13 protein-coding genes and 1 tRNA gene are annotated in these 13,839 nt (G+C 62.5%); all 14 read left to right on the top strand.

The window, feature by feature from the left end; translation table 11 throughout:
* Positions 1–49 precede the first annotated feature (49 nt).
* The 14 genes from infC (at position 50) to VZ068_RS12960 (ending at position 13,802) form a co-directional block, all read left to right on the top strand.
* Positions 50–577 (top strand): translation initiation factor IF-3, encoded by a 528-nt coding sequence (gene infC, locus VZ068_RS13025; protein WP_074052463.1) that lies wholly within the window; start codon positions 50–52, stop codon positions 575–577.
* A gap of 238 nt (positions 578–815) precedes the next feature.
* Positions 816–1,013 carry a 50S ribosomal protein L35 gene (rpmI, locus tag VZ068_RS13020; RefSeq protein WP_002811096.1) on the top strand — a complete coding sequence of 66 codons (198 nt, stop codon included), beginning with the start codon at positions 816–818 and terminating at the stop codon, positions 1,011–1,013.
* A 10-nt stretch (positions 1,014–1,023) separates the two neighbouring features.
* A complete protein-coding gene (gene rplT / locus VZ068_RS13015) occupies positions 1,024–1,383 on the top strand; it encodes a 50S ribosomal protein L20 (RefSeq protein ID WP_003484828.1) in 360 nt (119 codons plus the stop codon).
* Positions 1,384–1,645: 262 nt separating this feature from the next.
* The gene (gene pheS / locus VZ068_RS13010; RefSeq protein ID WP_349655542.1) at positions 1,646–2,641 is read left to right on the top strand and encodes a phenylalanine--tRNA ligase subunit alpha; all 996 of its coding nucleotides are present in this window, start codon (positions 1,646–1,648) and stop codon (positions 2,639–2,641) included.
* Positions 2,642–2,767: 126 nt separating this feature from the next.
* Positions 2,768–5,146, top strand: coding sequence for a phenylalanine--tRNA ligase subunit beta (gene pheT, locus VZ068_RS13005; protein ID WP_349655541.1), 2,379 nt, complete (start codon positions 2,768–2,770; stop codon positions 5,144–5,146).
* A gap of 21 nt (positions 5,147–5,167) precedes the next feature.
* The gene (locus tag VZ068_RS13000) at positions 5,168–5,467 is read left to right on the top strand and encodes an integration host factor subunit alpha (RefSeq protein ID WP_002811076.1); all 300 of its coding nucleotides are present in this window, start codon (positions 5,168–5,170) and stop codon (positions 5,465–5,467) included.
* A complete protein-coding gene (locus tag VZ068_RS12995; protein WP_005995911.1) occupies positions 5,448–5,804 on the top strand; it encodes a MerR family transcriptional regulator in 357 nt (118 codons plus the stop codon). Before VZ068_RS13000 ends, VZ068_RS12995 begins: the two co-directional genes overlap by 20 nt.
* Positions 5,805–5,865: 61 nt before the next feature.
* Positions 5,866–5,942 (top strand) — tRNA-Pro (locus tag VZ068_RS12990).
* A 470-nt stretch (positions 5,943–6,412) separates the two neighbouring features.
* A complete protein-coding gene (locus tag VZ068_RS12985) occupies positions 6,413–7,111 on the top strand; it encodes a polysaccharide biosynthesis/export family protein (RefSeq protein ID WP_259150916.1) in 699 nt (232 codons plus the stop codon).
* Positions 7,093–8,532 carry a GumC family protein gene (locus VZ068_RS12980; protein ID WP_349655540.1) on the top strand — a complete coding sequence of 480 codons (1,440 nt, stop codon included), beginning with the start codon at positions 7,093–7,095 and terminating at the stop codon, positions 8,530–8,532. The genes VZ068_RS12985 and VZ068_RS12980 overlap by 19 nt, the downstream gene beginning before the upstream one ends.
* Positions 8,533–8,776: 244 nt before the next feature.
* The gene (locus VZ068_RS12975; protein WP_259150914.1) at positions 8,777–10,231 is read left to right on the top strand and encodes an undecaprenyl-phosphate glucose phosphotransferase; all 1,455 of its coding nucleotides are present in this window, start codon (positions 8,777–8,779) and stop codon (positions 10,229–10,231) included.
* A 94-nt stretch (positions 10,232–10,325) separates the two neighbouring features.
* On the top strand, positions 10,326–11,615 hold the full coding sequence (locus VZ068_RS12970) for a polysaccharide biosynthesis protein GumE (RefSeq protein WP_259160946.1): 1,290 nt from the start codon (positions 10,326–10,328) through the stop codon (positions 11,613–11,615).
* A complete protein-coding gene (locus VZ068_RS12965) occupies positions 11,612–12,700 on the top strand; it encodes an acyltransferase family protein (RefSeq protein WP_259160945.1) in 1,089 nt (362 codons plus the stop codon). The genes VZ068_RS12970 and VZ068_RS12965 overlap by 4 nt, the downstream gene beginning before the upstream one ends.
* Positions 12,678–13,802: an acyltransferase family protein gene (locus VZ068_RS12960; protein WP_349655539.1), complete on the top strand. Its 1,125-nt coding sequence runs from the start codon at positions 12,678–12,680 to the stop codon at positions 13,800–13,802. The genes VZ068_RS12965 and VZ068_RS12960 overlap by 23 nt, the downstream gene beginning before the upstream one ends.
* Positions 13,803–13,839 lie beyond the last annotated feature (37 nt).

Genomic DNA, 13,839 nt, shown 5'->3' with positions numbered 1-13,839 from the left:
GTCTGGATGATCCGGATGCGCCGGTTCGATTCCCCTGGGAGATTGCAATATCAGTACCCCTGACAACAAACAGAACCGCAAGAACCAAGAAATCCGTGTGCCGCGCGTCCGCGTGATCGGCAGTGACGGTGAGATGGTCGGCGTGTTGTCGCGCGACGAAGCGCTCGCCAAGGCCGAGGAAGAAGGCCTGGATCTGGTCGAAATCCAGCCGCAGGCCGATCCGCCGGTCTGCAAGATCATGGATTTCGGCAAGTTCAAGTTCGAGCAGCAGAAAAAGGCCAACGAGGCCAAGAAGAAGACCAAGCAGGTCGAGATCAAGGAACTCAAGTTTCGTCCGGTCACGGACGAGGGCGACTACCAGATCAAGCTGCGCAACATGCGCCGCTTCCTGGAAGAGGGCGACAAGGTCAAGGTCAACATCCGCTTCCGTGGCCGCGAAATGAGCCACCAGGAGCTGGGGCGCGAGATGGCGGCACGCATCGAGGCCGACCTGGGCGAAGACATCGTCATCGAGTCCCGTCCGCGCCTGGAAGGGCGGCAGATGGTCATGATGATCGCGCCCAAGAAAAAGATCTGATTCCACCGCGACCGGCCCTGGTAGGGTCGGTCCGACTGGCGACAGCAGCGATTTGCAAGAAGTCCCGGCAACGGGTAGACTGCGCGGCCCGGTTTTGCCGGGGCGCCGCGCAAGCGGTACAGGACCTGTCCGGATCGTGTTCGATCAAGGACTTACAAGCAGGCAAGGGCAAGGATGGAAAGTGTGGTCGCAAGACTGCCGCCCGTGTCAGTGACAAAACACCATCAAGGACATTGCAATGCCCAAGATCAAGACCAACCGGGCGGCGGCCAAGCGTTTCCGCAAGACCGCCTCCGGCAAGTACAAGTGCGGCCACGCTAACCGTAGCCACATCCTCACGAAGAAAGCGACCAAGCGGAAGCGCAACCTGCGGCAGACGAATCACGTCCGTGCCGAGGACGCTGGCCGTCTTGACCGTATGCTTCCCTACCTCTGAGGACTGACCCATGGCACGAGTAAAGCGTGGCGTACAGGCGCGTCGCCGCCACAAGAAAATTCTGACCCTGGCAAAGGGTTACTACAACGCTCGCCGCAAGGTGTTCCGCGTTGCCAAGCAGGCGGTCATCAAGGCGCAGCAGTACGCCTATATTGGTCGTAAGCAGAAGAAGCGTAATTTCCGTTCGCTGTGGATCACCCGCATCAACGCGGCTGCCCGCATCAACGGCTTGAGCTACAGCCGTTTCATGAACGGCCTGCTCAAGGCTGGCATCACCCTGGACCGTAAGGTGCTGGCTGATATCGCCGTGCACGACGCCGCCGGCTTTGCCGCGCTGGCCGAGAAGGCAAAGGGCGCGCTGGCGGCGTAAATGCAGGTCCCTCTGCAAGAGCCTGCACATCCATGTGCGGACTTTTGAAAGGGTAGTTTCTTGTCGGGGTTTGCGCATTCGTGTGCAGGCCTCCGGCGAGGGCAAGCAGATATGCAGGGGGAAGGGCGCAAGTCCTTCCCCTTTTGCGTTTTTAGATGGCCGGCATCGTTGAGTTGATGCCTGGCAGGACGCGATTTGAGTAGCAATGCATTCCGGTGCATCCGGAAACACCGTTCGGCTGAGCAGTTGAGGCGCGAGTGCAATGAGTGAGATTCAATCCCTGACCGAGCGCGCGCTGGCCGATGTCGCCGCCGCGCAGACGCCGGACCAACTGGAAGCCCTGCGGGTCGCCTTGCTGGGCAAGAGCGGCAGCGTCACTGCCCAGCTCAAGCAGCTCGGTACGTTGCCACCCGACCAGCGCAAGGCCGCCGGCGAGGCGATCAACCAGACCCGCGATACGCTGACCGCAGCGTTGTCGGAGCGCAAGGCGACCCTGGAAACCGCAGCGCTGGACGCGCGCCTTGCCTGTGAGCGCATCGACGTCACCCTGCCAGGCCGCCGCAGCGAACGTGGCGGTCTGCATCCTGTCACGCGCACGCTCGAGCGCATCGTCGAAATCTTCGCGCGGCTGGGGTATGAGTTGTCCGATGGCCCGGAAATCGAGGACGACTGGCACAACTTCGAGGCGCTGAACTTCCCACCTCACCATCCGGCGCGTGCGATGCACGACACGTTCTATTTCGGTGACGGGCGCCTGCTGCGTACGCATACGTCCGGTGTGCAGGTGCGTTACATGGATGCGCACACACCGCCGCTGCGCATGATCGCAGCCGGCAAGGTGTATCGCTCCGATTCGGACCAGACCCACTCGCCGATGTTCCATCAGGTCGAGGGGTTGCTGGTGGACGAGCATTCGACCTTCGCCGATCTCAAGGGCACCTTGTCCGAGTTCGTGCGTGCGTTCTTCGAGCGCGATTTCGAGATGCGTTTTCGTCCCAGCTATTTCCCGTTCGTCGAGCCGGGTGCGGAAGTGGACATCGCCTGGCAGCAGCCGGACGGCAGCACGCGTTGGCTGGAAGTGCTTGGCTGCGGCATGGTGCACCCTAACGTGTTGCGCAGCGTCGGCATCGACCCGGAGCGCTACACCGGCTTTGCCTTCGGCCTGGGCGTGGAGCGCTTTGCGATGCTGCGCTATGGCGTCAACGACCTGCGCGCGTTCTTCGAAAACGACGTGCGTTTTCTCCGGCAGTTCGCCTGACGGCGGGGAATCGGGAATTGGGAATGGGGAATCGCAGCGGCCACGCGCTCTGCAGGTCCCGTTCCGAAGGCCCGGCATCCCTGCTTGTGCAATTCCCCATTCTCCATTCCCGATTCCCGGCTCCTCATGAAATTCTCTGAAAATTGGCTGCGTAGCCACGTTCCGATCCAGGCCTCGCGCGAGGAACTTGCCGCCACGCTGACGGCGATCGGCCTGGAAGTCGAAGACGTCACGCCGTTGGGCGAGGCACTTGGTCAGGTGGTGGTGGCGCGCATCGTCGACGCCGTGCGACACCCGGAAGCCGATCGCCTGCAGGTCTGCAGTGTCGATGCCGGGCAGGGCGAGTTGCTGCAGATCGTGTGTGGCGCGCCCAATGCGCGTGCCGGTCTGGTGGCGCCGCTGGCGCTGGTTGGCGCGCAGATCGGCGAACTGACCATCACCGCGGCCAAGCTGCGCGGGGTCGCGTCCAACGGCATGTTGTGCTCGGCCAAGGAGCTGGGCCTGGATGGCGATGCGTCCGGGCTGTTCGAGTTGCCGGACGATGCGCCGGTGGGGCAGGCCCTGGCGGACTACCTGGGCTTGCCGGATGCCAGCATCGAAATCAAGCTCACCCCCAATCGTGCCGATTGTTTCAGCGTGCGTGGCATCGCCTTCGACGTGGCCGCAGCGTGCGCCAGCGAAGTGGTGGCACTCGATGCCGGGGCCGTCGCGTCGGCGTCCACACGCACGCTCGCGGTGGAGTTGAATGCCGGCAAGGAAGCGCCGCGCTACTGCGGGCGGGTGGTCGAGGGCATCGACCCGGCCGCGAAAACGCCTGTGTGGCTGGCCGAGCGGCTGCGCCGCAGCGGCGTGCGCCCGGTGTCGTTGCTGGTGGATATTACCCAGTACGTGATGCTGGAGCTGGGCCAGCCGATGCATGCCTTCGATCTGGATACCTTGCAGGGCCCGATCGGGGTGCGCCGTTCGCGCGGTGGCGAGCAGCTGGCGCTGCTGGATGGGCGGCAGGTCACGCTGGACGATAGCTTCCTGACCATCACCGATGCCGACCGCCCGGTGGCATTGGCCGGTCTGATGGGTGGGCTGGACACGCGCGTCACCGAGACCACGCGCAACGTGTTCCTGGAGTCGGCGTACTTCGATCCGGCCGCGATCATGGGCCGTGGCCGCAAGCTCGGGCTGCATACCGATGCCGGTCATCGCTTCGAGCGTGGCGTGGACCCGGCGCTGGCGCCGCAGGCGATTGAAGTCGCGACGCGGCTGGTGCTGGAACTGGCCGGTGGCACGCCGGGCCCGGTCGTGCATGCGCAACTGCCGCAGCATCTGCCGCAGCCTGCAAACATTCTGCTGCGGCGTGCGCGGATCGCGCGCGTGCTGGGCATCCGGATCGATGACGCCGAGGTCGTGCGCATCCTGGGCGCGCTCGGCATGCAGCTGGAGGCGGTTGCCGAAGGCTGGCAGGTGATGGCGCCGAGCCGTCGCTTCGATATCGCCATCGAAGAAGACCTGATCGAAGAGTTGGCGCGTATCCACGGCTACGACCGCGTGCCGACCACGCTGCCGGGCGGGGCAAGCCGGATTGCGATGCCGAGCGAGACCCAGCTCGACGAGCTCAGCGTGCGCCGCCAGCTGGTGGCGCGCGAGCTGCAGGAAACCATCAACTACGCCTTTGTCGATGCCACCTTGCTGGAGCGCTGGCAGCTGACCGACGGCCTGGTGCCGCTGGCCAATCCGCTCAGTGCCGAGCTGGCCATCATGCGCCCGCGCCTGTTGCCTGGCCTGGTCGCCACATTGGGCCGCAACGCTGCCCGTCAGGCAGGCCGAGTGCGGCTGTTCGAGCTGGGCAAGGTGTTTGCCGCCGCCGCGCAGGCAGGCGCTGCCCCTCGGGAATCCCAGCATGTCGCTGCCGCGGTCTGTGGCGATGCGCTGGCGTTGCAATGGGGCGAGCCCGCGCGCAAGGTGGACTTTCACGATGTGAAAGGCGACCTGATGGCACTGGCAGCAGCCAGCGGCGCGGCGCTGGAGTTCCAGCCTTCCAGTCAGCCATTCGGGCATCCAGGCCGGTCGGCCGATATCTGTCGCGATGGCGTGTGCATCGGCTGGATCGGCCAGGTGCATCCGCGGCTGACCAAGGCGCTGGAGATCGACGTCGATGTGATCGCGTTTGAACTGCAGCTGGAGCCGCTGGTGCGACGGGCGCTGCCGCGTGCCGGCGAGCTGTCGCGGTACCCGTCGGTGCGTCGCGATCTGGCCTTCCTGGTGCCGGAGGCGGTCAGTTGGGCGGCGCTGTCGGCCAGCGTGCAGACCACGGTTGGCCCGTTGCTGCGCGAGGTGCAGCTGTTCGACCGCTATGTCGGGCAGGGGGTCGAGCCAGGTTTCAAGAGTCTTGCTATGGGCTTGATTTTGCAGGATAACTCGCGCACTCTCACCGACCGGGACGTGGATGCGGTCGTTACCGATGTGGTGGCCGTGATCGAGCGCGAGCACCGCGCCCGGATCCGGAGTTGAGGCGGTAACCAGGGGATTGGCATGGCATTGACGAAAGCGGAGATGGCCGAGCGTCTGTTCGACGAGGTCGGCCTGAACAAGCGTGAGGCGAAGGAATTTGTCGACGCGTTTTTCGATGTGCTGCGCGATGCGCTGGAGCAGGGGCGTCAGGTCAAGCTGTCGGGGTTCGGCAACTTCGATTTGCGGCGCAAGAACCAACGGCCCGGTCGCAATCCCAAGACCGGCGAGGAAATTCCGATCTCGGCCCGGACGGTGGTGACCTTCCGTCCTGGCCAGAAGCTCAAGGAGCGGGTGGAGGCTTATGCTGGATCCGGGCAGTAATCGCGAACTACCGCCGATTCCGGCCAAGCGCTATTTCACCATCGGTGAGGTCAGCGAACTGTGCGACGTCAAGCCGCATGTGCTGCGGTACTGGGAAACTGAGTTTCCGAGCCTGGAGCCGGTCAAGCGGCGCGGCAACCGCCGTTACTACCAGCGCCACGATGTGCTGATGGTTCGGCAGATCCGCGGCCTGCTTTACGAGCAGGGCTATACCATCGGCGGGGCGCGTCTGCGGTTGGAGGGCGATGGCGCCAAAAGCGAGTCGGCGCTGAGCAATCAGATCATCAAGCAGGTGCGCATGGAATTGGAAGAAGTGCTGCAACTGCTGCGCCGCTAGGAAAACGCTTCACAAAGCCGCTATAATCGCAGGCCGTCCTCGCGACGGGATGCATCATCTTCGGGGTATAGCGCAGCCTGGTAGCGCACTAGTCTGGGGGACTAGTGGTCGTCGGTTCGAATCCGGCTACCCCGACCAAACATCAAGCCCATGTCGGTTCGACATGGGCTTTTTTGTTGCGCCGCACCATTGCACTTTTGTGTCCTGGCAGCGTTCGCTCGATATGCAGATCGGCATATCGCAGTGCAGCATGAACCGAAGGCTAGCGGTCAGTTTTTTCGGTTCAGTTCGCTATGGACGAAGGTCACACAACGATGCTAAGTATCCGGAAACACTCCAAATCATTAGCAACGGATTAGAACGTGGATCACGGTTTGTTAACGCGGTAACGACGAACTTGAATCAATAGGCCAACGCCGTCAAAAAAATGGCGTGCCGCGTCTTGCGATGCGATCGTTCTGTGCCATAGTGCAGTGCAACACGTCATACCCGTCGTGATCCCGGTGTTCCGGGATGAACCCTCTGTCGTACGTTCGTGCTGGCGTGTTTGGCCGGTTGAATGCTGCGCGAGCTCCTGTCCCACCCAACCGAGGCAGCCAGCCACACGCATGAAGAAACTGATCGGACGATTTTGCCAAGGCCTCAGCCTGGCGTTGATCTGCTCGATGACACTGGGTGCCTGCAGCACCGGGAAGGACATGGCGAGGTCATTGCCGCTTCCCGATCCGCTGGCAATGTCCGCGGTGCAGCCCGAGTATCGACTCTCCCCAGGCGACCTGTTGCTGGTGAAGGTGTTTCAGGTCGACGATCTGGAACGGCAGGTCCGCATCGATCAGAACGGTCACATCTCGCTGCCGTTGATCGGCGACGTCAACGCCGCCGGCATGGGTGTCGGCGAGCTGGAAAAGATGGTTGCCGATCGCTACCGCAGCGGCTACCTGCAGAATCCGCAGGTGTCGGTGTTTGTGCAGGAATCCAATGGCCGTCGGGTGACCGTGACCGGCGCCGTCACCGAGCCCGGCATCTACCCGGTGATCGGTGCCAATCTGACGCTGCAACAGGCCGTGGCACAGGCCAAGGGCGTCAGCACCGTGGCAAGCCGCGGCAACGTCATCGTGTTCCGCATGGTCAACGGGCAGAAGATGATCGCCCGCTTCGACCTGACCGAGATCGAGAAGGGCACCAATCCGGACCCTGAGATCTATGGCGGCGATATCGTCGTGGTGTATCGCTCGGATGCGCGCGTCTGGTTGCGCACCATGCTGGAACTGACCCCCTTAGTGATGGTGTGGCGCGCTTACCGATGAGTATGAATTCCGACAATCGTTCCTCGCCGTCGCAGCGTCACGGGCATCTCGAACTGGCCGACGTCAGCTTGCTCGACTACTGGCGTGCCCTGGTGTCGCAACGCTGGCTGATCATCATGATCACCATCGCCGCCGTGCTGCTGGCGCTGGTGATCACCTTTCTGATGCCGGAAAAGTATCGCGCCACCAGCACGCTGCAGATCGAGCGCGATTCGCTCAATGTGGTGAACGTCGACAACCTGATGCCGGTCGAGTCGCCGCAGGATCGCGACTTCTACCAGACTCAGTACCAGTTGCTGCAGAGCCGCTCGCTGGCACGTGCGGTGATTCGTGAAGCCAAGCTCGATCAGGAGCCGGCGTTCAAGCAGCAGGTCGAAGAAGCGCTGGAAAAGGCGGCGGCCAAGAATCCGGAAGCAGGCAAGTCGGTGGATTCGCGCCAGGCGATCATCGAGCGCAGCCTGACCGACACCTTGCTGGCAGGCCTGGTCGTCGAGCCGATCCTCAATTCGCGCCTGGTCTACGTCAACTACGACTCGCCGGACCCGGTACTTGCGGCCAAGATCGCCAACACCTATCCGAAGGTGTTCATCGTGAGCACGCAGGAGCGCCGCATGAAGGCGTCTTCGTTCGCGACCAAGTTCCTCGCGGAGCGCCTGGAGCAGTTGCGCGACAAGGTGGAAGATTCGGAAAAGACGCTGGTTGCGTACTCGACCGATGAGCAGATCGTATCGGTGGGCGACGACAAGCCGTCGTTGCCGGCGCAGAACCTGACCGACCTCAACGCGATGCTGGCGTCGGCACAGGATTCACGCATCAAGGCCGAGGCCGCCTGGCGTCAGGCCGCTAGCGGCGATGCCATGTCGTTGCCGCAGGTGCTGAGCAGCCCGCTGATCCAGACCTTGCGCGGCGAGCAGGTGCGTTTGACCAGCGAATATCAGCAGAAGCTGTCGACCTTCAAGCCGGATTACCCGGAAATGCAGCGCCTGAAGGCGCAGATCGAAGAGTCGCGCCGCCAGATCAATGGTGAGGTGGTCAACGTCCGCCAGTCGCTCAAGGCGACCTACGACGCGTCGGTGCATCAGGAGCAGTTGCTCAACGAACGCATCGCCGGTCTGCGTACCAACGAACTGGACCTGCAGAGCCGCAGCATCCGCTACAACATGCTCAAGCGCGACGTCGACACCAACCGCCAGCTCTACGATGCGCTCCTGCAGCGCTACAAGGAAATCGGTGTGGCGAGCAATGTCGGCGCCAACAACGTGACCATCGTCGACACTGCAGATGTGCCTACGTCGAAGACTTCGCCGAAACTCAAATTGAACCTCGCTTTGGGCTTCATCTTTGGCGTATTCCTTGGGTTGGCTGTGGCGCTTGTGCGTTACTTCCTGCGGGGCACTGGGCCGGAAACACGATTGAACTGACATCGTGATGTTGCAAAACAGTGGTTAATTAAAGTGACAACCGATTCAGCGTAGAAAAAGTGGGATCCCGTATGTTTCGGGCTCCCTCGTTTTGAAAGTTTGTCTCTGTTGAAACAAAGGGCTGTCGTGCGATCTGGGGTCGGTAGGTATTACCGCGGTGATCGTTCGACGGAGATGATTGAAAGCTCGCGTGCGATTCGTATGTTTCCCCGCATGCGCCGTATCGAGTTTGGAGGACATCCCCATGCTTTTGGCAGACTTGAGTAGCGCGACCTACACGACATCCTCGCCGCGATTGTTGTCCAAGTACTCGGCGGCCGCCGACCTGGTCCTGCGTGTGTTCGACCTGACCATGGTAGTCGTATCGGGCCTGATCGCCTACCGCATCGTGTTCGGCTCCTGGGTGCCTGCTGCGCCGTATCGGGTCGCGATCGCCACGACGCTGTTGTATTCGGTGATCTGCTTCGCGCTGTTCCCGCTGTATCGCAGCTGGCGCGGTCGCGGACTGTTGAGCGAGTTGATGGTGCTGGGTGGTGCCTTCGGCGGCGTGTTTGCGCTGTTTGCGGTGCATGCGCTGATCGTGCAGGTGGGCGAGCAGGTCTCGCGCGGCTGGATCGGCCTGTGGTTCGTCGGCGGGCTGGCTTCGCTGGTGGCGGCGCGTACCTTGCTGCGCGGCTTCCTGAACCACCTGCGTGCGCAGGGCGTGGACGTCCAGCGCGTGGTGGTGGTCGGCCTGCGTCATCCGGTGATGAAGATCAATCACTACCTGAGCCGCAATCCGTGGGTCGGCATGAATCTGGTCGGCTACTTCCGCACGCCTTACGACATCGCCGTGACCGAACAGCGCCAGTCGCTGCCATGCCTGGGCGAGCCGGAAGCGCTGATCGACTACCTGAAGGAGAACCAGGTCGAGCAGGTGTGGATTTCGCTGCCGCTGGGCGAGCGCGATCACATCAAGCAGCTGCTGCAGCGTCTGGATCGTTACCCGATCAACGTGAAGCTGGTGCCCGATCTGTTCGACTTCGGCTTGTTGAACCAGTCCGGTGAGCAGATCGGCAATACGCCGGTGATCAACCTGCGCCAGGGCGGGGTCGACCGCGACAACTACTTCGTGGTTGCCAAGGCGCTGCAGGACAAGATCCTGGCCGTGATCGCGCTGATGGGCCTGTGGCCGCTGATGGCTGCGATCGCCGTCGGCGTCAAGATGAGCTCGCCGGGCCCGGTGTTCTTCCGCCAGCGCCGTCACGGCTTGGGCGGTCGCGAGTTCTACATGTTCAAGTTCCGCTCGATGCGCGTGCATGACGATCATGGCACCACCATCCAGCAAGCGACCAAGAACGACACCCGCATCACCCGTTTCGGTGCGTTCCTGCGTCGCAGCAGCCTGGACGAGTTGCCGCAGATCTTCAACGTGCTGGGTGGCAGCATGTCGATCGTGGGCCCGCGCCCGCACGCGGCGCAGCACAACACGCACTATGAAAAGCTGATCAACCATTACATGCAGCGCCACTACGTCAAGCCGGGCATCACAGGCTGGGCGCAGGTCAATGGATTCCGTGGCGAAACCCCGGAGCTGCGGACGATGAAGAAGCGTATTCAGTACGACCTGGATTACATCCGTCGCTGGTCGCTGTGGCTGGATATCCGCATCATCGTGCTGACGGCGGTGCGCGTGCTCGGACAGAAGACCGCGTACTGATGATGGCGGGGAGCGTGCGACCTGGCGCGTCAGGCGTCGCGGGCGGCTGCATCGCAGCCGCCCTTCTCAGGCAGGCATGTGCATGCTGATTCGAATGAGCGAGGAAACCCGCGTTCGCTGGCATAACCTGCTGATCGAACTGACGCTGCTGGTCGGCGTGGGCTACAACCTGGTGTTGGCACTGATCAATGCGAACGTGTTCACCGTGCGTCCGGTGATCACCTACGCAGTGGAGTTCATCGTCTACGCGGCCTGCTTCGTCCTGGGCCTCGGTTCGCTGAGCCGCAAGCGCATTGCCCTGATCGTGAGCGGGCTCGGGTTGATCGTCTTGCTGATGTTCGTGCGGTTCCTGGTGAACTGGCAGATCGATCCGAAATTCTTCCGCGATGCCCTGGTGGTGTTCGCGTTCGTGGTGCTGGGCTCTGCCTATACCGGCTCGGTGCCCAAGTTGTTCATCCGCATGACCATCATCGTCTCGCTGGTTGCCGCCTTCGAGCTGGCAATGCCAAGTGCGTATGGCGATCTGGTCAATCCCAAGAGCTTTTTCGTCAATGCGCGTGGCATGAGCGCCGAAGGGTTCTGGAACGAAGACAGCAACCTGTTCGTCAGCGCCACGCGTCCGGGCGAGCGCAACTTCCTGCCCGGTTCCAATCTCCCGCGTGCCTCCTCGATGTTCATCGAGCCGGTGACGATGGGCAACTACATCTGTTTCTTCACCGCCATCCTGCTGGTGTTCTGGCGTTGGATGCGGCCGGCGGCGCTGGTGCTGTCGGTGGGCTTGATCGGGTTCATGATCGTCGCCTCGGATGGACGATTGGCGGCCGGCACCTGCGTGCTGATGGTGTTGCTGACGCCGCTATTGAAACGGCTGGATCAGCGATTGGCGTTCCTGGTGTTCTTGCTGGTGATCATGAGTGCTTGGCTGCTGGTGTGGATCACCGGGATCACGGCATACCAGGACACCACCATGGGCCGGATATTCTTCACGGTTTACTCGATGAACAACCTGTCGTTCGAGTCGTGGCTGGGGCTGGATTTTGCGCAGGCCTACCGTTACTTCGATAGCGGCATTTCGTATTTCATCGCATCGCAGTCGATCGTCGGGGTGCTGGCGTTCCTGTTGTCGTATTCCTTCCTGTTGCTGATGCCGAGCAAGGAAGGCCAACTGTTCAAGAACCTGGCCATCTTCGCGTTTGCGCTGAGCTTGCTGGTGTCCAACGGTTACTTCTCGATCAAGACCTCGGCGCTGTGGTGGTTTGTGTGCGGCTGCCTGTGGCATATGCGTCCGACCTGGTCTGCGTCGGCGCTCTCCACTACTTCGATCAAGGATGATCCAACGGCTGATGGCGCGCAGTTGCCATTGCCTGCGGGAGCGGGGCGATGAACTCGGCGGCGACGGTGTCGTCGTCGGTTGCGACTGATGCAGGCGTGCGGATCGCGGCCGGTGGGCGCGCACGCGATCCACGGATCGATGCGGCCAAGGCGATCGCGATCTTGCTGGTGGTGTTCTGCCATGCCAAGGGCGTGCCGCATGGCATGACCTTGTTTGCATACAGCTTCCACGTGCCGCTGTTTTTCCTGGTGTCGGGTTGGTTGGCAGCCGGCTATGCGTCGCGTACCACCAGCATGACGCAGACCATCACCAAACAGGCGCGCAGCCTGCTGCTGCCGTATGTCACGTTCTATCTGCTGGGCTACGCGTACTGGCTGTTGACCCGCAATATCGGCGAGAAGGCCGCGCGCTGGGGAAGTCATCCGTGGTGGGAGCCGATCGTCTCGCTGTTCACCGGAATCGGTCCGGACCTGTATGTGCAGCCGCCGCTGTGGTTTTTGCCGGTGATGCTGGTAACCGTGGTGAGCTATGTGGTGCTGCGGCGCGTACTGCCCCCGTTGGCGATTGCGGCTGTATCGCTGGTGCTGGCGTGGTTCTGGATGAACTGGTTCCCGGCGCAGGGAGTGCGGTTTTTTTTCGGTCTCGATGTGCTACCGGTGTCGTTGTGCTTCTACGCGCTCGGTGCCTTGTTGATCTACGTGTCGCCGCGTCTGCCGACCTCGTTGCCGGTCAGTGCGCTGGTGACCTTGGCATTGGCGGTTGCGGTTGCGTGGTTGGCGCAACGCAACGGGCGTGTCGACGTCAACATGCTCGGCTTCGGGCGCGATCATGCGGTATTCCTGCTCAGTGCGGTGCTGGGGTCGTTGATGGTGATCTGCGCGGCGCGGCTGGTGCAGAGTTGGGCGTGGGTGCAGTGGATCGGCCGCAACACCTTGCTGATCCTGTGCACGCATATGCTGGTGTTCTTCGTTCTGTCCGGCGTTGCGGCAGTAGCCGGTGGATTCGGTGCAGGGCGGCCGGGCCTGGGTTGGGCGCTTTTCGTGACGGTCTTTGCGCTGGTCGCCTGCGTGCCCATGCGCTGGGTGTTGATGCGTTTTGCCCCCTGGGCCCTGGGTGCGCGCACGGTGGCGGCATGACCGGCGCCGCGGCATGACGACTGCTCCTTCTTTCCCGCGCGGCGAGCACGACACGAGCGTGGCAACCCCCGGTCGGGCGCCGGCGCTGGCCCGCGATTGGCAGATCGATGCGGCCAAGGCGTTGGCCATCGTGCTGGTGGTGCTGGGGCACGCAAGCGGCATGCCGCCGGCCTACAAGCTGTTTGCCTACAGTTTCCATGTCCCGTTGTTTTTTGTGCTCTCCGGCTGGGTCGGCGAACGTTTCGGGCGTCGCGGGTTGAATGTGTCGACGGTGAAAAAGCTGGCGCGGACGCTGTTGATCCCGTATCTGGCGTTTTTCCTGGTGGCCTATGGGCTCTGGCTCCTGACGGCGGTGCTCAACCATGCGTTCGGGCAGCCCGGCGCGCGCGCGTGGTGGGACCCGTTTCTCGGCGTGTTCTGGGCCAACGGCACGCGCCTCTACGTGTTGCCGGCATTGTGGTTTTTACCGGCCTTGTTTGTCACAACGCTGGCCTACATTGCACTGCGTGCGCGTTTGAGCACGACGGTGGTAGCGGCGCTCAGCTTGCCGATCGCATTGGCATGGGCGGGATGGTTTCCCTCGTTGCAGTTGCGCTTGCCGCTTGCGTTGGACGTGTTGCCGATCGCCTTGTTCTTCATCGCGGTGGGTGGCTGGCTGTCGCGCTTTGCCGATACGCTACGCGCGCTCGGGGCATGGGTGTGGGCACTGGGGCTGCCCGTCGTCGCAACGGCCTGGTGGCTGCTGGCCTCAGTGAACGGGCAGGTCGACGTGAATAACCTGCTGTTCGGGCAATCGGCCGCGTTGTTCCTGCTGGTGAGTCTGCTGGGGACTGCGATAACGCTGTGCGTCGCGTACTTCGTCCGGGACTGGCAGTGGGTGCAATGGATCGGCACAAACACCTTGCTGATCTTGTGTACGCATACGCTGGTGTTCCTGGTGGTCACCAGCGTGGTTGCACGCACCGGGGTGATCGATCCCGGCCTTGTCGGAACCCCGATGTGGGCGATGGGGCTCAGCGCAGTTGCGATCGCCTGCGCGGTGCCGATGCGCGCTGTGCTGGTACGTAGCGCGCCATGGATGTTGGGGTTGAAGAGTCAATGACGCAGTTCAAGAATCATCAGCTGTCGCGGCACCTGCG

This window comes from Xanthomonas sp. 10-10 (assembly GCF_040182365.1).
Lineage (GTDB): Bacteria > Pseudomonadota > Gammaproteobacteria > Xanthomonadales > Xanthomonadaceae > Xanthomonas > Xanthomonas arboricola_F.
This window is presented reverse-complemented; position numbering and strand designations above follow the sequence as displayed.

Bases quoted from the DNA above. Each gene is read 5' to 3' on its own strand.
- rpmI (WP_002811096.1), top strand. From the start codon at position 816: ATGCCCAAGATCAAGACCAACCGGGCGGCGGCCAAGCGTTTCCGCAAG.
- rplT (WP_003484828.1), top strand. From the start codon at position 1,024: ATGGCACGAGTAAAGCGTGGCGTACAGGCGCGTCGCCGCCACAAGAAA.
- pheS (WP_349655542.1), top strand. From the start codon at position 1,646: ATGAGTGAGATTCAATCCCTGACCGAGCGCGCGCTGGCCGATGTCGCC.
- pheT (WP_349655541.1), top strand. From the start codon at position 2,768: ATGAAATTCTCTGAAAATTGGCTGCGTAGCCACGTTCCGATCCAGGCC.
- VZ068_RS13000 (WP_002811076.1), top strand. From the start codon at position 5,168: ATGGCATTGACGAAAGCGGAGATGGCCGAGCGTCTGTTCGACGAGGTC.
- VZ068_RS12995 (WP_005995911.1), top strand. From the start codon at position 5,448: ATGCTGGATCCGGGCAGTAATCGCGAACTACCGCCGATTCCGGCCAAG.
- VZ068_RS12985 (WP_259150916.1), top strand. From the start codon at position 6,413: ATGAAGAAACTGATCGGACGATTTTGCCAAGGCCTCAGCCTGGCGTTG.
- VZ068_RS12975 (WP_259150914.1), top strand. From the start codon at position 8,777: ATGCTTTTGGCAGACTTGAGTAGCGCGACCTACACGACATCCTCGCCG.
- VZ068_RS12970 (WP_259160946.1), top strand. From the start codon at position 10,326: ATGAGCGAGGAAACCCGCGTTCGCTGGCATAACCTGCTGATCGAACTG.
- VZ068_RS12965 (WP_259160945.1), top strand. From the start codon at position 11,612: ATGAACTCGGCGGCGACGGTGTCGTCGTCGGTTGCGACTGATGCAGGC.